Below are 19,006 nucleotides of genomic sequence, written 5' to 3'. Positions count from 1 at the left end.
GAGCGCTGGCTTGCAGCGGGCGGGGAGCCCGAGCACCGGCGGCCGCCCGCGCGCTCGGTTCTCATGGATCCTTTCCAGGAGTATCTCGAAGGACGCTGGCAGGAAGGCCAACGTAACGGGTTGCACCTGTGGAGCGAAATCAAGCGCCGCGGCTTTGCAGGCAGCAAGGCGACCGTCTACAGGTGGACCGCCGCCCGCCAGCAGTGCTCATCGACCGCTCCGCCAAATGCGCGATGGCGGCCGCCGTCGCGCCGAAACTGTGCATGGCTGCTGAGCGAAGACCCGACTTTGCTCGATGAGCAGACCGAGCAATTCTTGGGCAATCTCTATGACTGCGCGCCGGAGCTCTTGAAGGCGGGTGACCTGGCTCGACGTTTCGCTGCACTGATACGCGGCGACGATGATGCCGGCCTCGAGCAATGGATCGACGACGCCACGGACAGCGAACTGGCTTCCCTTGCAGCAGGCATCGGCCGTGACATTGCGGCTGTTCGGGCCGCAATCACCCAGCCCTGGAGCACCAGTCCCGTCGAGGGACAGATCAACCGTCTCAAGACCATCAAGCGCCAGATGTATGGGCGCTCTGGGTATCCGCTGCTGAGAAACAGGCTGCTGGCAGCCGCCTAACGACCGTAGAAACAGACGGGGCAACCAAGGGAACGCCGCCCCTGCACCAAATATGCGGAAGATCCCGATCTGGATGAGAAGCCGCTCTCAACTTGATTGTCGCGCTGCATGTCGGCCTGAAGATAGATGGCGGTGGTTTCGACCGACTCGTGGCCCAGCCACAGAGCGATGACCGAGCGGTCGACGCCGTGCTGGCGCAGGTCCATTGGCCAGCGATGGGCAGTGGCGACGTGCGACGGCGAGGTGCTTGTTCAGCAGGTATTGAAGTGCGTCGTGACTCAATGACGTGCCGCTTATCGTCGGGAAGGCAGGATCGGCGCTCCGCCCGCGTCGCTCGACAAGCCAGGCACGCAGCACCGTGACCGTATCCTTGCGAAGCGGGGTGTTGCGGAGTTTTCGGCCCTTTCCCCGTCATTGCACATAGGCGGCCGGGCCGAGGACAATGTCCTCGCAGCGTAGGCCGACGGTCGGCAGCACGCAGGCCGGTTTGCACGGCCAGCAACAGAAGCGCCCGGTCACGGCGCCCGATCCAACTGCTGAGGTCGGGAGCGGCGAGCAAGGCGGCCACTTCGACGCTGGTGAGGAAGGCGACCGGCCGGCGAACATAACGCTTGCTAGGGATGGCGATGCATCCGGTTCAAGCGCAAGCTTGTAGGACCTATCAAGCCGATGAGATGAGAAGGGTCTGATGAACGGGTGGAAGTCAGCCTGACTGATAGTCTTCGGAGGTCGGGAGAGCCGACTTCATGGGAAGCGGTCAGCTGTAGTTGAATTGTTCCAGGGCGACATGGGCTCCATTCAACGGGAATCACAGCCTTCTATTCAAAGAGAAGATCAACTGACCATGGAAACGAAACTTGAACAAATAGCAGACCGCTTATCCCGTTCGCTCAGGTGGCCACAATATATGGTGCTGCGTCTGTCCCCGTCTCCCGGTCGATTTAGCGTAGACTGGGCCAAGTTGGCACGATTCGGGTGTTGCCAGCATCCCGCCAATTCGGAGATCGGTCAGGCCTTGACGCTCGCCAGCACCTGACATACTTTCTATAAGCAAGTTGCGTAGGGATCGCGTTTGCAGCCCGATGACGTGGAACTCATTCTGGACGCCGACATTTCGGAGGACCCATGCCTCCTCTTTGATGTCGTCACGCCGGATGGCGTGCTTCAGCTATTAGGAGAAGTGGAGATGGGCAGCAACCATCTGGTCGTCCGTGACCTCCATATTGGGGGCGATGCCCAGGTCCAGTGGGGTTGGTCAAAATTGCGCAGGCTCGGTCGAGTGATCGCGGAGAAGCTTAATGTCGACTACATCGAAGTTCATGGAGCGGTTCGGACAACGGGTGCGAACCCGGGACGTCGTCCGAGTGTCGCCAGGCTCTCCCGTCCGGCTGAGCCTCAGCTTTCTACACGGCGCGAATACTCCTGAAGCTGCTCGGGTTCTCGTCAGGAGGCAGCTGCCGCTGAGGACGGCCCATGCGGTCCTCACGGAGATGGTCGATCACGGCAAGGCGTTCGTGACTGTTCCTTGCGTCGAGGACCTGCGGGCACTGAAGGACGAACTCTCGTCCGCAGGAGTGATCGCGAAGGTTCATGCGCCGCGGCCGATAAGCGTTCGCGAAGTTCGGGATAGCACGAAGCTGTCCCAGGAGGCGTTCTCCGTGAGGTATGGCCTCGATCTGGCAACGCTTCGAAACTGGGAGCAAGGTCGCTCGGAACCGGATGCAGCTGCGAATACTCTCCTTTGGACCATCGCCCGGAATCCGGAGGCAGTCGAAAAGTCGCTCGACATGGAGGACGAAGTGGCGGCGCCGTCTACCTAGTAGTCTAAGTCTAGGTAGAGGGCCGTCGGAACGGCCACTCCATCGCACGGCTACTCGGCCGCCAACGCGATGGCCGGCCGCCGGACGGGAGGCAACGCCAGGGTCCGCGGGATGAGCGGATCCGGCCTGCTGTAGCGCCTGCCCGTCAGCCGTTCCTCGCCTGCAGCCGCAGCCGTGATGGTGGTCGCCTCAGTTGGGGCGCTTTCTACCAGATCAAAGAACGGACCCGCTACTGCGACCCAAACTGCGGCCCCCACATAGGGAACTGCAAGCACTCGCGGTACTGTGAACCAACTGCCGAAGAGCGTGGTGCGGGAAAGCCGCACGCCACGTTCTGTGGGAAGCGGGGGCGGCGACCGCCTCCGGTGCCGGTGACCCGGTGGGCGGCGCCGTGAGGCGTCCCCCTATCCCGATCAATCACTCAAGATTTGGGAACCCCCTAACTGAGGACACGCCCTAGCACGCGGCGCATGGACAATATTTCCAGCCCGCCCGACCACAAAATTGACGGCCATCGCAGCCACCAATCCTGACGGTATCCAAAATGATTCACATAGTGCGTAAGCGACAAGCCAGATCGCCTTTGATTCGAAGCCGTCCTCCGCCGACAAGTTTGAAATCCTCGCGGGCTGATTGACCTCGCACCAGCGCCCCTGTTCAGCCGTTGCAACAAAACCGCCGTCATCAGCTAGGGTAGACCTGAATGAGGTCCTGCGTCCCATGCAGCACGGCTGTGTAGAGCATGCCACCGATCATGAAGTTAGTCTTGGGTTGGTCCTGGCTCGGCAGCACATTATGCCAGTACATTCCGCGCATAAGATCCGTCGGCGCCCACTGGTTGCCGTGTTGCCAGTCAGGAGGAGCGAACTGTCCCAGCTCCGGCGGTGCGGCCTGAACGGGAGGTGTCGCCCCGAAGATTGATGCGCCAAGGTCTGCCTGCCACGATGACTGCTCGACGCCTAGCTCTGGCACCTGGACAATTGGAGAAAATTGCTGCCAATGCTGCGTATTGAAACTATCGGCGGCAGCATCGGGCTCACCTCCCTCACGCCTGGGAGCGGGGCTCAACCGCAGTCGGAGTTGCTCGCGACTGACGACGATGTTGTCGAGGTGCAGCGGCTCCCGGGCTGGCCACCCGCCCTCCCGCAATCGTTGAACCAGTGCCCGCGTGCCGTCCACCACAAAGACGCCGCAATCGTAATCGTTCTGCTGTTCGGCCATGCGGGCTGGCGTCAGCATGGCGCCTATCCGCCTTGCGAGAGCTGTTGCGGCCGCGTCGTTGTATCTCCTTCGCTGGAGGGAGTCGTAGTGGTAGGCGACGGCCGGCCTTTCCGAGTTGCTGCTGTCGACGAGCAACAGCGACCAATGGGTGCCATTGTTTATCGGCAAGAACAGGAAGTTGGCTCGGGCGTTGTTCTGATCAATAATGGACTGCAAATGTCTTTGCACGGTTCGCTGGTCCGTGCCGGGCAAGCCCAGTAGATGGGATACCATCGGATCCACCAGCCTTATGCTGGCGGCGAAGCCTGGATCGATTTGCTGGAGTTCCTCCTGCAGGAGCTCGTAATCCCTCTGGATATGGGCGTCGCTCAGCCACTCGGTGTAGCCGAGCACCGACCCCACCGGGACGTTGGACGAGGCTGTCGGACCCAAAGCCGCGGTGCGAGCATTGGAGTTGGTCGGAAACTCCTGGTGCGAGGAGGAGGACGGGCGGCCGCGAGTTGGCCGCTGACGTGCCTGCTCAGGCGGCGACTCCAACGGCCGGTTCTCTTGTACGTACTGCGCAAGCGCGCCAACCATCCTTTTCAAACTCATGCCCGTTGGTCCTACGGCTTCGCGGAAGTCCTGGTAATTTGCTGCCAACGACGCTTGCTGCTGCTCAGTGCCGTTGAGGCAGCTCATTATGCTATCTCTTTTCTCGGCTTGGAGCCACTCACTAAACCTGCGCTGACGTGTAGCAGTACTTTCGGCAGTTTTAATATTTGCGCCGTTGCTCACCTGTTCAGTGAGGAAGCCACGGATGATCTCGGCGTCGTCGGGATAAGGCTGATGCCGGGTCAATTTGGGCTGGGCGCCTATGTACGTCCGAAACCGATCGAACGCCACGCCATAGCGCTGACCCATCGCTGTTATAAAATCCCCGTAATCTGCTTGCAACGAAGCTTGCTGCTGCTCAGTGCCGTTTAGGCGGCTCACTATGCTCCCCCTTTTCTCGCTTCGGAGCCAATCACTAAATTTGCGTTGACCGGAAGCCAAAGAGTGGGCAGAAGGCTTTTTGTCGCCCTTGCTCACCCGTTCATTGTAGATGCCATCGATGACGTGGCCGTCCTCGGGATAAGGAACAGCTGTTTGGCGCCCCATCAGGCGGGGCCCGGGGCCGACGCTTTGGAGTTCTTGCCCACCAGGGGCGAGCTTTCTAAGATGTGATAGTGCCTTCAGGACACGGCGGCCATCATCTCCAGCAGCAACGTCTTTGTATGCCTTGATGTCTTTGGCGAATTCTTCTTCATCGGCATAAAGCCGAGAAGCAATTGGAGTTCTGTCTTCTGCTCGAAGCCAACGTGCAAACCTGCGAAGAACCCCTACAGTATGCGTGAGGGTATGCTCGGGAACCCTTCCATCCCCTCGTCCGATGCTACCATCGGGTAGGATTTCGTAGCCCCGGACTGCTGCCGCCAAGTTCTCCAGAAGGCTCTTGTCATCAGAATACAGGTCCGCATCGGAGTGCCCACGCTTGGCGAAATCCATGCGAAGCTCTGAATAGACCACGTCGTGCGCCGAGCCGCCGGACGACTTCTCGCGGCGACTCTCCCCGAAGGCCCTGCCGACCCCCGATTTCACACGCGACCACAGTCCTCGGCTCTTGCTATCCTTTGTCCGCCCGACAGGCTGCGGGTCCCATGGCGCTGTAGAACGCGTACTGCGCGATAGACTGTCACGCAAGTCAGACTGCAATACCCGCGCAGCCGAACCACCAACCTCTATGCTATGGCGCGTACTGCTGAACTGGCCGTCGCGCAGATCGGACTTCGGCGGCATCCGCATCGAACCGCCGAGGTCAGTGCGCTGGATATCTCCATGCGCCTGTACGAATGGAGCGTCTTGCGAACTCGCCTCAGAGGAGTTGAGGTGCAGTTCGCTCAGTTGCTGCACAGAACCGGCATCATCCGCAGGAATGTTGCCCGATTCTTGTTGCTGCCGCCGCACCATACCAGGGTAGCTGTTGTTAAAAACGGTCGTATAATCGCCCGTATAATCGCCCGTATAATTGAAGTGCACGTTGTCCATATTACTCTCCTTATGAGCTTCATCTTCTTATCGTCTTGGGCCAACTCAAGTTGCGGCCGCAGTGCTTCAGCCTGAGAAACCCGGTCGCCGAGGTTCACAATCAGACCATATTGCCCATTGGTCATTCATTCCGAGTTGTCACGCTTTGGGCATCAACCTGTTCGTAAAATCCGGAAGCCTGACTTGCGGGCCGCCGCGGTTCACGTCAGCTGCGCCCATTTCGCTGTAGCCTTGGTATCGACGGGCTCGGCTGCGGCAGAGCTGACGGCGTTAGCCGGCGGCCCAGGTCGGGGGCTAGCACCTCGAACTTCTCGCGCAACTCCTCGGTCAGGGCCCTTGCATCGGTGTCACCTTCAACCACCCGGGGGTTAAGCAATATCAAGAGCTCAGTCCGTTCTTTGCCATATTCGGTGCTGCGGAACAGTCCTCCCAAAAGCGGAATATCCTTCAGCACAGGAACGCCAGCATTGGCCCGATTGGTGCTATCTTGCATCAATCCGCCAATAGCGATCGTGTCGCCGCTTCGTGTCGATACCGTACTTTGGAGCCGGCGCACCGAAATCACCGGGGACTGAACATTGGTGAGCGTGTTCCTGTTGCCAGTGCTGACCTCCTGAAATGTGTCAAGCGTTATATTACCCCCGGCACCGATTCTGGGCGTAACAGCCAAGATCACCCCCGTGTCGCGCATCTCGACGTCGCTCACGATCGGTGAGTTCTCGCTTGCGACAGATTGCGATGATCGGACGAGGATCGGAACCTGATCACCGACCTGGATGGTGGCGGTTTGATTGTCGACCGCAAGAATGCGCGGCGCGGATACAACCTTTACGTCTCCAAGCGCTCCTAGCCCGTGTAATACGACATTTACGTCCGTGCCGGGAAACACATATGACAAACCATTTGGAATTGGGGCCAAGCCCCTGGTGGAGAGAAGATAATCAACGCCGTAGCGCAGGCTGTCATTCAGCCGCACCTCTGCGAGGATAGCTTGGATGAGAACCTGTCGAGGTTTGACGTCGAGTTGACGGATCGCGGCCTCCACGATCTTGTAGTCGTGCGGTGCTGCGAGTACTACGAGCGCGTTCTGTCCGCGGTCCGCCTGGATTCGCACAGGCGCCAAGAGGCCGAGACGGTTCGCTGACAACACCATTTGGTCCGCCGGGTGCGCTTCAGTGCCGGTCGCATCTTGCGTTTCGGACGGCAAACCTGGCACGTTGACCGGCAGGCTGGCTCGACTGGATACGCCATTTCCAACCGACAGGTTGCCGAATGTTCCCGCGGGCTGCGCATCTGGGACAGCATCGGGCGCCTGAGCGCCGAACGTTTGCGCCAGCACATGCGCCACTTCCGAAGCTCGTCGGTAGAGCAACGGACGCACATGAATGTTTGCGGTCGCCTCCGACGCACTATCCAGTTTGGCAATCGCCCGGCGGACTTGCTTGAGAGCTACAGGATCATCTGCCACAACTAGGATACCGTTCAATCGCTCTAGCGCCGCAAATTGGACAGGCCCCCTCCCTTTGCCATTCTGATTAAACAGCAACCTGAGTTCTCGTTCCACGCCAGCCGGGCTCGCTTGAGATAGCGTATACAGCGCGAATGACCTGCGAAACATGGCGTCTGTGTCAAAAAGGCCGACCAGTTCCCGCACAGAACTTACGGATCCCGGCGGCCCACTGACAACAATGCCGCGCCCTTCGGGCGCTGGTGTGAGACGCACACCCTCCTCCACGTTCGGCCGGATCACCCCGATGACCTCAGCCGGATCGACATACCGAACAGGAACAACTTGAACGTTGCTCTGCGTGCCGCCGGGAATATCGGCCAAGCGCCCCACCCGAACTCCTTGATCAACCACGGCCAGCCCATAGCCGTGCGGCGCCAGTGCCTTGTCAAGCAGCCGCGGCACCTCACTCACCGGCACCTGGCGATCTGTACGAAGGGTCATTTTCCCTCCAACGCCAGGATCGATGGTTACTGGCATCCCCATAACATCGCCTACGATCTCCCGCACGACTTGGCGAATGTCGACATTGGTATAGTCGAGACTCTCGCGTCTGCTATCCAAGACTACTGGCAGCTTGCGCTGGATAGTGGCTGCTACCGGCTGCGCCTGCTTCTGCCCCAGCACTTCAAAGCCTCGGGTCTGCGGCTCGCTAGCTTCTCGCACAGGTGCGTGGTCGGAATGGCCGAAGGAGCGTGAATTCAGCAAAACCCCGCGATCGGCAATGGTACCGCTGCCGGAGCACCCTGCTATATTTGACAGTAAAATAGGAAGATACAGCAAAGCAGTATTCCTGCTGGTAATAGCCATTCGTACCACTCCGCTCGCGCAGATTTGATTGTAGAGGAGGGGGCGATTACCCGTCCTCCTCGGCAAATAACCGGCTATTTACCTGATATTGCCCATGACGTTCTCTTTGACCTTGCCATCCTTGGCCACCAAGTTCGTCGTGAGTTGAACACATTGGTTTACTTTGTCCATCAGGGACTGCAGGTGGATCAGAGCCATCTGCGAATCGCTATTCGCGGTATCAATGGCTGCCTTCACGTTTGAAATGGCGGCGTCGAAGTCCTGCTGACTACCACTGTTTATACCGTAGGGAACAGGGATGTGGTTCTTGAGCATCCAGGCATAGACTGTCTGTTTATTGCCCTGTGGATCGGTAATTTCGCCATATGCATGCATTTTGTCGTTGATGGGGCGGTTGACACGCAACTGCGCTAGAGCGTCGTTCGCTGATTTCAGCCAATCGTTGCGCTTCTTCATGCCGTCGAGTTCTTCCCGAAGTTGGATACCAAGAATATTATACCGCTCTATCTGGAGTCGCATCGCCAACCCGCCCAGGTCGCCCCCCCACTCAAATGCCTCATGGTTTTTTGTCAAATTGCGAATACTAAACATTTCTGCGAGGACCTTTGTTGTGAAGATTTGTTGTTCTGAGTTACCCGATGCTTACGATCTTACTGTTTGTCTCAGCCTCTGCACGTCTGACCTCCGATAGGGTTTCCAGAACATCTTGGATCATCTTTTCATACGCCGACTTGAATTCACTTTGCGCATCGGCATTAGAGCGCATCTCGGTGGCCTCCGCTTCTAGCCTTGCCTTTTTCTCCTGCTCAATCGTCGCCCCCATGTTGAGGCCGGCACCTCCGATTTTGCCGACCTCGGTTATGCCCGTGGCGGCGCCGCTCCACATCATCGTCGTTGCCTGGGCGCCTTGCTGAGCCTTTTGGATACTTCTCACGTCGCCCCTGGGCGAGCCGGTGACGTTCAGGGACTCGCCTGAGTTAGCCTGGCTATTTGTCTTGTTGAGCGCCGTCGAACCGCCGAGCTGCTGCTGAAAGGATACCTGTGCCTTGATCGCTCCTTTGAGGCTGGCCCCCGCACCCGCTATTGCAAACGCGGAAGTCAGGACCGTTCCGACCAGCTGAAATACCCCAGCAGCACGAAGCGCCTGGGCAGCGGCATCCTGCGCCGCGATATCGCAGTCACGCGCAGCCTGCCTGTCCAATCTGGCAGACTCACGGAACTTTAGATTGAGGCTGTGTAGCAATGCGCCAATTGTATAGATGTCAACTGAAGCGAGCCGTGCTCCCAGGGCAGATTCGGCACCGTTGTTTCGAACGGCGATGTCTCCGAGCGTTGGAACACCGGCCGATGATACGTTGGAGTGATCGGCGGGCGTTGCCACGGCGCCGCCGTGCCTCATGCCAATGGAAGGCGGGGAGATAGGCAAGAAGGGCCGACTGTCTAGCGAAGCGCCGCCCCACAAATGACGGTCGCCGATACGGTTTGTTTCTACGGCAGTGTGTAGCACGTATACTCTCCTGTATTTGAACGGGGGAGGGACAGCTATGAGCGCTCGTCAGCCGATATTTCGTATGACGATCGACGCGGATCGAGTTTGTTCCTGGATCGCATCAACAACTCTCTGCGTCATAGTCTTTATGCCGAGGAACAATTCCCGGATGTGCTCGATGTCGTCCTCTTGAAGCTGCGCCAGCCTCGCGAGGGATTTCCTGATGCCCAAGGTCTGCGCCTGTGTGTCTGTTGCCTGCTTCTGCTGGGCCGCGCTCGCGACCGCTGCAACGGACGCACCTACCGACGCAACGGCCTCGCCCGCCTGAGCGGCTGTCGCAAGGCGCTGACCTGCCGCAGCAATTTTCGCCACCGTACCCATTTGGCTTGTGAGCTTCGTGGCGACGCTCGTTGCCGCGCTCCACCCACCGGACACGGCACCGGCACCTAAGCTGGCGAGTGAACAAGCAAGGACGATGCCAACCGTGATCCACGCGGCCCACTGCTTGGACTGCCTGTCCCCCATCCCCTCGTCTTCCATGAGGCGCTTCGCAATGGACTGCGTCATCTTATCGATGACGCCCGTCTCGGCTAGGGTACCCACGGTGACGGCCACTGCTGCGGCCGCAATGGCAAAAGCCCCGCCGGTAGCCACCGCCGCTACACACGTCAGCGCCACCGCTACCCATCCAAAAATCTTCTTGAATTTGGAACTCTTCTTCGCCTTTCTCAATTTCTGAGCCGCGTCGATGATGTTTCGGGCGATCTTCTCGTTCTCCAGCTTCTGCAGCTTAGCGCGGTCTCGCACATCTGCCATGCTCCCGGCAGCCTCGGTGTCGGCCATCTTCATCTGGAGCGCCAGGAGCGTTGCGGCCATATCCATCGCAGCAAAGGCTCGTGGCGGGGGTAGCGTTGGGGCTGAATCGGACCCGGGAGCGTCGTCGGGGACTGGTGGCGGCGTAACTTCAGCGACCGACTTGCAACTACCAAACACAGAATTGCTGGTCTGCGTGTCAACCTGAGTCATCCCGGCTTCAGGTAGCGGTCCACCGATCACTTTTGTCATGCTCATGCTATCCATTGCGGCATTCTCCTTCACATTCTGTTTTGGGCCTGAGCCGCTGCAGCATCAGGGACGCGCGCTGAGCGAAATTCTCATGCTCGGGCTTCCCTCCGCTAAGCGCCATTACACTCTCAAGCGCGCTTACGGCTGCTGCGGGTTGATCGAGCTGAATGAAACATTTCGCAGCGCGAAGAGGGATCTGTGGATCCTGGTCATTCAGTAGCGCAGCCAGCCCATAGGCACGTACGGCATTTGCTGTATCGCCCAACATCTGACTGGCAGCACCGAGTCCGAACCAAAATCTCGCGTCGATGTATCGGTGCACGCACAGAAAACGAAAGAAGCTCAGCGCCTCGTCGTATTTACCGACACAATAAAAACGATGGCCGAGCGCGTAGACTGCCTCGAGTTCGTCATCCGATATCCCGATGACAGCCGCCAAATCCGTATGCCCTGCAATAATATCTTCCGTAAGCCGTGCTAGCCGTCCAGCCTCAGCATCGTCCATTTGTCGCCACCCCGCCCCTTACAAGCCTCTAGTTCTTGCATAGCCGCTTCAGACCCGCTGCCGTGTCGGCGAGACGCGCGGTCCACCAACCGGCAGCTGATTGGACGTGACTCTTATGATATCGCCCAGAACCGCCTGCCGCTCCCGATTTTCGGTTTGCCGAAATCCTTGGCCCTGAGCCTCAAGCAATGCCGAGTTGATGTCGCCGGTGATTCCAAGTTCGTCCAAGAGATCAGCTTGCCGACCGAGTTGTTCCCGACCTTCGCTCAATAAGCTTTCCATCTGAGCGATCGTTTGCCGCGCCCGCGCCATGCTCCCATCGAGATCTTTACTGTCGATACGTTCTCTCGCGGGATCGCAGACGTTGCGCCAAAGATCCAGGTCACGGGGGATGTATTCATTCCTGCAGAGCGGTGACTGCTTGATTCTGCGATGTCGACGGCAAGTACCACCCCAATGAACGGCCGCCTTGTAGAATGCCATGATCCGCTCTCTCGTGACCGCCGTGTCCCCATGGGCGTGATCAATATCAGCCCAAAGCAGCAGAGAACCATCTCGATCGGAACACAGCGCCCCATGTACGGAAGCACAGTAAAGCAGGTTCTTTCGTAGCAATTCGCGGATCTGCATCTCGCTGTCCGGCATGTTGTTTAAGACCTTGCTGGTTAACCTCACCGTTCGCACTCTCGACATCTCAACGGCGATCGCAAGGTCATCGACACTGAGCTCAAGCCGCTTCGACGAAGCGGAAGAGCGGTCGGAATTCTTCATTAAGCAATCCAGAGTGAATAGCAGGAGGTCGTCTGGTGATGTTGGCGTCACGCAGGCATTTCCTTTTTCTAACGGGCTTGCTCACATGATTTGGGAGCTTTGCGCCATCCTAACTGGTAAGTTCGCTGATGGAGCTTTGGGTGCTATCGACTATTATCTGCGGCGATCCTGAGGAGGAAAATATTATGTTGATATGTAGCTATCGGCAGGTGAGATGGTATCGGGTGCATTCTTACTGAGATGCGGCGACAAAAAGCTTCTTCTGTCCAGCGAGTATATGCGGCAGGTATGGAGGCATATTGCCTTTGTAGTTGCACCCGGCGGGCTTTCGAGCACAATTAGGCACGAGACGCGTAAGGCCTGATTACCAGTTTACCGCCGACGCCCGGATTGGCGGCAGGTACAAGAGGAGCCGGGCCGTTTGAATCGGCGCAATGTTTCTGCGGCCGAGGTCGCAGCCCGATTGCGTGTGCGCAACTTGGCCGGAAAAGGAAGGCTGATAAACGATGTTTCCTTCGTGTACATCTGCCGCGCCTGAGCGTCTCGCCGAGATGGGGGTGCGCTTGCGGCGGCATCTCGCCGAAGCGGCATTCCTGGCTTGCATTTCGAATGACGTAGAGGGGGCCAGACGTATAGCGAAAGGCCTTGATGCTATTGCACAGGGCTGTCGCGAGTCCGTCATTGCTTACGCGCTGGCGGATCTGACGGCAGGCGATGTCGAGGCAGCGCTGCAGCAGTTAGGTCCGCTTTCCGACGCCGAAGACGCATATGGGATGGTGTTTCAGGCGCTGGCTCTCCACCTTGGCGGACGGATGAGCGAACGCGATGCCGTGCTCAGGCGGATTCCAGGCGGACAGACCGACGTCGATGGACTCGTCGCAGCGTTTCGCAATAACTCGGTCGGATATGCTGTAGACAGGGGCGTTCGGTGAGCGTGACCAGCATCATTCCACGAGCGCTGACCGCAGTTTTGCCAACGGACACTGCGCTCGTATCGGAAATACCGCCTGGGTCCGTTGACATCGTTCACGCCCCATCCGACTGGCCCTTGTCACCACAAGACGACAGGTCAGCCGCTGTTGCAATCGACCAGTTGGCTGAGGTGGCGCGCGAACCTGGCGTCAGCCGTACGCCGGGTGACGCCATCCTCAACAGCATGGAGAAGCTAAGCGCGAGCTTCACCCAAGGTATGGAAACCGCTCGCAGCACCGCGGAGAGGATGAAACCGGGAGAAATCCAGTCAAGTGATTGGCTGAGCGCACAGGTCGCGATGTCAGCTTTGACCCTGCAGTGCGACATCCTCGCGAAAGTCGTCGGCAAGGCCACCCAAAGCCTAGATACTTTCCTGCGAAACCAATGATCAATGCTGGGGGACGTCTGACGTCAGTATTGACGCAGCTAGCGACATTTCTCGGGCTGTTTACGCTGGTAAGCTGCGCAGCGAAGACCGAGCTCTACCGCGACCTTCCCGCGCAGGAAGCGAATGAAATGCTTGCACTTCTCATGCGTAAAGGCGTCAATATTGACAAAACGATAGGCAACAACGGTACTGCCTCCCTGGTGGTGGATACTATGGACGTTCCCCGTGCCATGGAAGTGTTGAATCGCGCCGGCCTGCCTCGCGAACTGTATGCCGACATGGGCAGCCTTTTCAAGAAAGAAGGTATGATCTCATCGCCGACAGAGGAGCGTGTGCGTTACACTTATGGCATCACACAGGAGCTGTCGCGGACCCTGTCTGGCATCGATGGTGTAGTCAATTCCCGTGTCCATGTGGTCTTGCCGGAAATGTCGAGTGACGATCGAATCCCGTCCTTCCCGTCGAGTGCTGCCGTGCTTGTCCGTTACCTACCCAGTGCTACTGTCGATCAGATCGTGCCGAAGATCAAAGAGCTCGTAGCAAACAGCTTGGAGGGCCTGTCCTATGATAAGGTCTCCGTTATTCTCATAGAGGCAACTCAGGACAATGCTTTGCGGCCCCCTGTCTATAGCGCTGACCCCCCTACAAAAGACAGCGGTGCATCCCGTCTTGTGATCGTGCTTTCATGCGCCATAGCTGTATTGCTCGCCGGCAATGCCATCCTGGTATTTCTGCTATGGCGTCGCTTTCATCGGACATCCGCCATCACAGCTCATGAGGTCAAACCGATGGAACAATTCAGCAGTGATCGCAGCCAGACGGCCAGCAGCGATGTCTGATGAATGGCTTGATGCGCCATGGGCGAGGGCGGTGATATGCTGCATCGCCGATCCTGCTGCTGACATCGATCCCACCATGGCGCTTGGTTGGCCCGAATGGATGCCGCTGGAAATGGCCCAGGCCGACCCGTTCACACGTGTTAGGCTCGGTCGCTGGCTGCTTCGAGAAAATAGTGGGCAGCCGTCTGCCATCATTACCGCGTGCGCCACGCGACGAAGCCGGCTCGCGTTCCTCCCGCCACCAGAAGCCGTGCGCCTTATGGGGTTAGCCGGCGCGTGGGTGGGTGCCTCCGGCCTTACGGGGCTCCTTCGGACGAGCGATATCGCGGCGGCGAACTCAGCCCTGGGAGAAGAAGCCGTCGCATTCGCCCGGCAAACCGTTCTGCTACCGCGACCGACTGCCGCACTGATGTCGGAGATCGGTGCTTCTGAGATCCCGTGCGCACCCACCGCATTGCTTCACTGCGGCGCGGCGATATTCGGCCTTGCGATCGGCGCCATCCCGCAAATGCTGCGGGCCCGATTAAGCTTGCGCCGTCCGGCGCCGCTCTGGAATACGGTGGTGGGCGCCTGTCGTGACGATACTATGGGTGAGGAAGCCTTTTGCGCGATGCGGCGACTGGCCCGCAAGACGATGATCACATGGTCGCATTGGTTCAACTGACACCTGTAACCGCCGGCGTTATCGGCCCTGGGCGAGTCGTGCCGGCCGGGAGCGCACAGGCGCTCGTGGACGCCGAGCAACTGCTAGTGCAGGCAAGGCGCGAAGCCGAGGCGATCGTCGATGCGGCGCACGACTGTGCCAGAGCCATCGAGGCGGCGGCCAAAGAGGCTGGCTTGGCCGCGGCGCAAGCGGAAATCCAGGCCGGTCTGACCGCCATCGCCACGCAGGCTCTGAGGATTACGGCGCAATATGAGGAGCAGATCATTGACATAGGCCTGCAGATCGCGCGCCGGATCATCGACACAATCGAGCCGGAGGAGGCGGCGGTGCAGATCGCATTACGCACTCTCAAATTCGCGGGCGGCAACGCTCTCGTCCGGCTGCGCGTATCACCATCACTCCTCGAGGCGGTCCGCAACCGGTTAGATGACATCCTTCCGGCGGCAACATCGCGCGCCGTCATCGACCTAGTTGGTGACGCGCGCGTGAAAGATGCAGGGTGCATTCTCGAGACCGATGCTGGACTGGTCGAAGCCACAATTGAGAGCCAGCTTGCCGCGATCGAAATCGGCCTGCGCAGCGGCCTAGCAGCCTCTAATTTCTGAAAGCAAAAGTGATGTCCGAGCCGGTAGAACCGCCCAAGGCCGTGGCTGTTTCCACCTCCTACGAGAACATCGATCGTTTCTTCCGGCTCGCAAAAACAGCAGTTGCGCAGACCTCGACAATGCACGTCCGCGGCCGTGTCCTTCAAGTCGTTGGAACCACAATCCGTGCGACGGCACCGGGAGCCCGCATTGGTGACCTTTTCACGCTTCGCAATCCCGAGAACGATTTCGAGTTATCGGCTGAAGTCATCGGCGTGCGGGGCGATGTCGCCACCCTGACACCGCATGGAGAAATGCTGGGCTTCTCCACGCTCACGGAAGTGATCCCAACGGGGAAGCCCCTCATGGTTCCGACCGGCTGGAACCTGCTCGGCCGCGTACTTAATGGTTTCGGCCAACCTCTCGACGAATCCACTCATGGGCCCCTGCTTCCCGAAACCCATGTGCCTGTCTCAAGGGATGCACCGGATCCGTTAACCCGGCGTATTATCCACAACGTTCTTCCTGTTGGCATACGAGCGATCGATGGTCTTCTAACGTGCGGTGAGGGACAGCGCCTGGGCATCTTTGCCGCTGCAGGTGGCGGCAAGAGTACACTGATCTCAATGCTGGTGCGAGGCGCAGCGGTCGACGTATCGGTGATAGCGCTCATCGGCGAACGCGGCCGGGAAGTGCAGGAGTTCATCGAAAACAATCTCGGCACAGAAGCGCGATCGAGAGTGGTTTTTGTGGTTGCAACTTCTGACCGCTCCGCAATGGAGCGGGCCAAGGCGGCCTATGTTGCCACAGCAATCGCCGAATGGTACCGCGATCAAGGAAAGCGTGTCCTGCTTCTCATGGATTCGGTCACCCGTTTCGCGCGCGCGCTTAGAGAGATTGGTCTTGCGGCCGGTGAGCCGCCGACACGGCGTGGTTTCCCGCCATCGGTTTTCGCTTCGCTGCCGCGGCTTATGGAACGGGCTGGCAACAACCACCGCGGATCCATAACGGCCTTCTACGCCGTGCTCGTAGAGGGTGATGATATGGCCGAACCGATTGCCGATGAGACCCGTTCCATCCTGGACGGCCATATTGTGCTCTCACGCGCCTTGGCGATATCGAATTTGTATCCTGCCATCGACATTCTGGCGAGTGTCAGCCGTGTGATGAGTGCCATCGTGTCGTCGCACCATGAGCGGTTGGCGGGCAGGGTGCGTGAGCTGATGGCCAAATACCAGGAGGTGGAACTATTGGTACGAGTTGGCGAGTACGAAGAAGGATCCGATCCCATCGCTGATGCAGCAATCGCGAAGGTAAACCAGATACGAACCTTCTTGAGGCAGTCGACAGAGGAGCAGATCGGCTTCGACGCAATGCTCGATGCGCTTGCCGCGTGCTTGGCATGATCCTACTCCCAGTACAGCGCCTCCTTGAACTGAAGGAACTACGGCGCCGTCGAACCGAAGACGCACTGCGCCGGCGGCACGGAGCCCTCGACAATGCTGTCGCGGCTGTGCAAACCGCCGTGACCGACCTTCGCAGGTGGCGGGAGCACCGACCCAGTCGGGAAGCCGCGCTATACGATCCGTTGATCGGGAAAGCCGCGGCTCTCATTGATCTCGAGGAGGTGAAAGCAAAAGTGATCTCGCTGTATCAACACGAGCAGTTGCTCCAAAACCGCCTCGAAGGGGCTAGAGCAGAAGCCGACCGAGCTCGACAGGCACGTGAGGAGGCGTATCACGTGGCACGCGAGGCGTGGCGCGCGGTCAGCAAGTTTGAGGATCTCGTTCGAGTCTTGCGCACCGACGCTAACGTTGAGGGGGAGCGCTCAACGGATTTGGAATTGGAGGATTTCGCCCAAGGGCGCAACAGTTTGGGCAGTGAACAAAACGATGACCCGATAACCTGTCTTCCCACATGCTGCTCCAAAAGCGTCATGCGGTGAAGGATCGCTGAGGCGGTGAGGGTGTGTTGCAGCTTGAACGGCAAGGGGCTTTTGCCATCTGGCGGCATTGCGACGTTCAAAGGCCGCCAGTTCGACCATTTCTGATCCCGCTTTGCGGGCGTTGGTACCGTACCCGTCCGGTGAGCTCGGTGAGGACCCCAGACGTGCGTATCCGGCGGCCATGAGCACCTGAGCACCGCGGTGCCGGGGTCCATCGAGGAGGAGTTTGATTTCCTCGATGCCTTCATCGGTGAAGGCCAGGACACCGTCGTCATCGATCGCGCCGTAAACACATGACGCCGTCATCGGGCTCGATACCGAGGGTCCGTTCATGGATGAGCGCTTCGCTGACGCCGAGGTCCCTGTCGACATGCGCGACGGTGCGGCCGGGACGGCGCACGCCGCCTGGCTCCGGCGCGGAAAATGTGCGCCCTGAGCAAAACCGCGGCCTTTTTTGCCGCATGAAGGTTGGATAATCAGCGCTGGCGGCTTGCCGATTGCGCCGGCCGGCGCGCACTCTGGCAGCCATGGTGGCGGCGCATGTTGAATTGGCGTTGTTTGAGCAGTCGCTCGGCAATATTGAGGGGCTCAATCGACCGTTCTACGATCGCGTGGCTGACGCTGCGGAAAAAACCGCAGGGTCGCTTCTGTTCGATGTTCGCGTCGACGGCGATCCCTGCGTTCAGCGGATGGCTGCGATTGGATATGGCGTAGCCGGCACAGCCATCATCGTGATGGAGAAGAACGGACACCTCAGAGCCGAATCGATAAACCCAGACACCTCTGTTTGGGTGGCGGAACTGGCAGCCTGGAATGCGTCTCCGCTGAGTGAGCAAGCAACGTTGACCGCTGCGGAACGGCCAGCATCCTGCTGGCGAAGCTCCGTAGCTCAGCACACTTCGGCCGTCTTTTAGCCGGCGCGCTGCTCTCATCCGACGACCAAATTCTTTCTCGGCTCAAATGGGAGCGGATGACGGTATAACCCACAGTGAAACCCAGGTGAGGCGATCGCCTCATGGGTGATCCGGCGCAGGTACCCTGCGCCTGCGGCTGGGTCGCTTCGATTGAGGATTGCCGCATAATCGCCTTGGGGTGCAGAGATGACCGGCTTGAGCAGATTTGAGAGAGGGGAAGATGAAAGCGGATTTTCCGTAAGCGGTTTATTCTAGTTGGCCGTGGACTTCTCCTCCAACGGGCGATCATCCTGCCCCGGGGGAAGAGCATGTTGAAACTTTATACTTGCATTCCCGCGCAGCATGATTTGCGCTGGTTGCGCTGGCGGCCATTATCTGCGCCCCTCGCCTCCTTTACGGCAGTGATTCTCCTCCACCACGTCGGGCGCAGTGAAAGCGAGATGCGGCGGATCTGCTGTTTTGCTTGAGGAAGTATGAAGCTGATGGAATTTTTCATTGGCGCCGAGTTTCCTTTCATAGATGAAAGAAGGCTCGATTGACTGTCCTGCCTCCTTCCGCTCTGTTTGCTGAGCATGCGGTTGCGCCCGGCAGAAGCCAGAAGCCAAGACTGGGCCACGGTTCAGGAAGGAAAGCCTTGCACTCTAGGACATTGCGGTGGCCCGACTTGAGCCCAGGGCGGTTTTCTCGCTTGCCCGCGACCCGGCTCTGACTGACGTCCGGATCTGTGATCAATTCCAGCGCCGCGCGCTGGCGGCGGACGTCTGGCTTCGCCGCGGCCGACGCGGCCGTCACGATTAACTCTGCGCCTCCCAGCGCAT

19 protein-coding genes and 1 pseudogene are annotated in these 19,006 nt (G+C 59.0%); 10 read left to right on the top strand and 10 right to left on the bottom strand.

What is annotated here, in order from left to right; all coding sequences use genetic code 11:
- On the top strand, positions 1-627 hold a 627-nt coding region (locus tag H0241_RS27240; protein WP_181060865.1), incomplete at its 5' end, for a transposase.
- Here H0241_RS27240 and H0241_RS35445 read toward each other — a convergent pair.
- Positions 624-833 (bottom strand): site-specific integrase, encoded by a 210-nt coding sequence (locus H0241_RS35445; RefSeq protein ID WP_210285092.1) that lies wholly within the window; start codon positions 831-833, stop codon positions 624-626. The two genes, H0241_RS27240 and H0241_RS35445, sit on opposite strands and share 4 nt — an antisense overlap.
- Positions 834-1,925: 1,092 nt before the next feature.
- On the opposite strand from H0241_RS35445, the gene H0241_RS27230 reads away from it, so the two are divergent.
- Positions 1,926-2,447 carry a helix-turn-helix domain-containing protein gene (locus H0241_RS27230; protein WP_050596621.1) on the top strand — a complete coding sequence of 174 codons (522 nt, stop codon included), beginning with the start codon at positions 1,926-1,928 and terminating at the stop codon, positions 2,445-2,447.
- A gap of 684 nt (positions 2,448-3,131) precedes the next feature.
- Here H0241_RS27230 and H0241_RS27225 read toward each other — a convergent pair.
- The 7 genes from H0241_RS27225 to H0241_RS27195 all read right to left on the bottom strand — a co-directional run bounded on the left by H0241_RS27225 (position 3,132) and on the right by H0241_RS27195 (position 11,882).
- Positions 3,132-5,735: a Ulp1 family isopeptidase gene (locus tag H0241_RS27225; RefSeq protein WP_050596620.1), complete on the bottom strand. Its 2,604-nt coding sequence runs from the start codon at positions 5,733-5,735 to the stop codon at positions 3,132-3,134.
- Positions 5,736-5,940: 205 nt separating this feature from the next.
- Positions 5,941-8,052: a secretin N-terminal domain-containing protein gene (locus tag H0241_RS27220; protein ID WP_081738840.1), complete on the bottom strand. Its 2,112-nt coding sequence runs from the start codon at positions 8,050-8,052 to the stop codon at positions 5,941-5,943.
- A gap of 78 nt (positions 8,053-8,130) precedes the next feature.
- Positions 8,131-8,643: a hypothetical protein gene (locus tag H0241_RS27215; protein ID WP_027038473.1), complete on the bottom strand. Its 513-nt coding sequence runs from the start codon at positions 8,641-8,643 to the stop codon at positions 8,131-8,133.
- A gap of 40 nt (positions 8,644-8,683) precedes the next feature.
- Positions 8,684-9,433 (bottom strand): hypothetical protein, encoded by a 750-nt coding sequence (locus H0241_RS27210; protein ID WP_155936644.1) that lies wholly within the window; start codon positions 9,431-9,433, stop codon positions 8,684-8,686.
- Between the two features lie 174 nt (positions 9,434-9,607).
- Positions 9,608-10,606 carry a type III secretion system translocon subunit SctE gene (sctE, locus tag H0241_RS27205; protein WP_181060864.1) on the bottom strand — a complete coding sequence of 333 codons (999 nt, stop codon included), beginning with the start codon at positions 10,604-10,606 and terminating at the stop codon, positions 9,608-9,610.
- A gap of 7 nt (positions 10,607-10,613) precedes the next feature.
- Entirely contained in the window at positions 10,614-11,111 is a 498-nt protein-coding gene (locus tag H0241_RS27200; protein WP_032901167.1) for a SycD/LcrH family type III secretion system chaperone, read from the bottom strand.
- Between the two features lie 48 nt (positions 11,112-11,159).
- The gene (locus H0241_RS27195) at positions 11,160-11,882 is read right to left on the bottom strand and encodes a CesT family type III secretion system chaperone (RefSeq protein WP_027038469.1); all 723 of its coding nucleotides are present in this window, start codon (positions 11,880-11,882) and stop codon (positions 11,160-11,162) included.
- Between the two features lie 563 nt (positions 11,883-12,445).
- Here H0241_RS27195 and H0241_RS27190 point away from each other — a divergent pair.
- Genes H0241_RS27190 through H0241_RS36480 form a run of 7 tightly spaced genes read left to right on the top strand, consistent with a single transcriptional unit; the run spans position 12,446 to position 17,274 of the window.
- Complete coding sequence (locus H0241_RS27190) at positions 12,446-12,814, top strand: hypothetical protein (protein WP_155936642.1); 369 nt, start codon at positions 12,446-12,448, stop codon at positions 12,812-12,814.
- Complete coding sequence (gene sctI / locus H0241_RS36260; protein ID WP_181060863.1) at positions 12,811-13,242, top strand: type III secretion system inner rod subunit SctI; 432 nt, start codon at positions 12,811-12,813, stop codon at positions 13,240-13,242. Before H0241_RS27190 ends, sctI begins: the two co-directional genes overlap by 4 nt.
- A complete protein-coding gene (sctJ, locus tag H0241_RS27180; RefSeq protein ID WP_050596619.1) occupies positions 13,239-14,081 on the top strand; it encodes a type III secretion system inner membrane ring lipoprotein SctJ in 843 nt (280 codons plus the stop codon). Before sctI ends, sctJ begins: the two co-directional genes overlap by 4 nt.
- Positions 14,074-14,745, top strand: coding sequence for a hypothetical protein (locus H0241_RS27175; protein WP_027038466.1), 672 nt, complete (start codon positions 14,074-14,076; stop codon positions 14,743-14,745). The genes sctJ and H0241_RS27175 overlap by 8 nt, the downstream gene beginning before the upstream one ends.
- Complete coding sequence (locus tag H0241_RS27170; RefSeq protein WP_027038465.1) at positions 14,724-15,350, top strand: FliH/SctL family protein; 627 nt, start codon at positions 14,724-14,726, stop codon at positions 15,348-15,350. Before H0241_RS27175 ends, H0241_RS27170 begins: the two co-directional genes overlap by 22 nt.
- Positions 15,351-15,361: 11 nt before the next feature.
- Positions 15,362-16,735, top strand: coding sequence for a type III secretion system ATPase SctN (gene sctN / locus H0241_RS27165; RefSeq protein WP_050596618.1), 1,374 nt, complete (start codon positions 15,362-15,364; stop codon positions 16,733-16,735).
- A complete protein-coding gene (locus H0241_RS36480; RefSeq protein ID WP_027038463.1) occupies positions 16,732-17,274 on the top strand; it encodes a type III secretion protein in 543 nt (180 codons plus the stop codon). Before sctN ends, H0241_RS36480 begins: the two co-directional genes overlap by 4 nt.
- On the opposite strand, the gene H0241_RS35440 is transcribed toward H0241_RS36480, so the two are convergent.
- The gene (locus H0241_RS35440) at positions 17,158-17,607 is read right to left on the bottom strand and encodes a hypothetical protein (RefSeq protein WP_210285098.1); all 450 of its coding nucleotides are present in this window, start codon (positions 17,605-17,607) and stop codon (positions 17,158-17,160) included. The genes H0241_RS36480 and H0241_RS35440 overlap by 117 nt on opposite strands.
- Before the next feature lie 194 nt (positions 17,608-17,801).
- Here H0241_RS35440 and H0241_RS27150 point away from each other — a divergent pair.
- A pseudogene (locus tag H0241_RS27150) lies at positions 17,802-18,184 on the top strand (hypothetical protein); the annotation flags it as partial.
- Positions 18,185-18,507: 323 nt separating this feature from the next.
- Here the strand turns inward: H0241_RS27150 and H0241_RS27145 are convergent.
- Complete coding sequence (locus H0241_RS27145; protein WP_181060862.1) at positions 18,508-18,684, bottom strand: hypothetical protein; 177 nt, start codon at positions 18,682-18,684, stop codon at positions 18,508-18,510.
- Positions 18,685-19,006: the final 322 nt, after the last annotated feature.

Source organism: Mesorhizobium neociceri (assembly GCF_013520985.1).
GTDB lineage: Bacteria > Pseudomonadota > Alphaproteobacteria > Rhizobiales > Rhizobiaceae > Mesorhizobium > Mesorhizobium neociceri.
The sequence above is the reverse complement of the archived record's forward strand: the minus strand, read 5'-3'. Positions and strand labels throughout refer to the sequence as shown.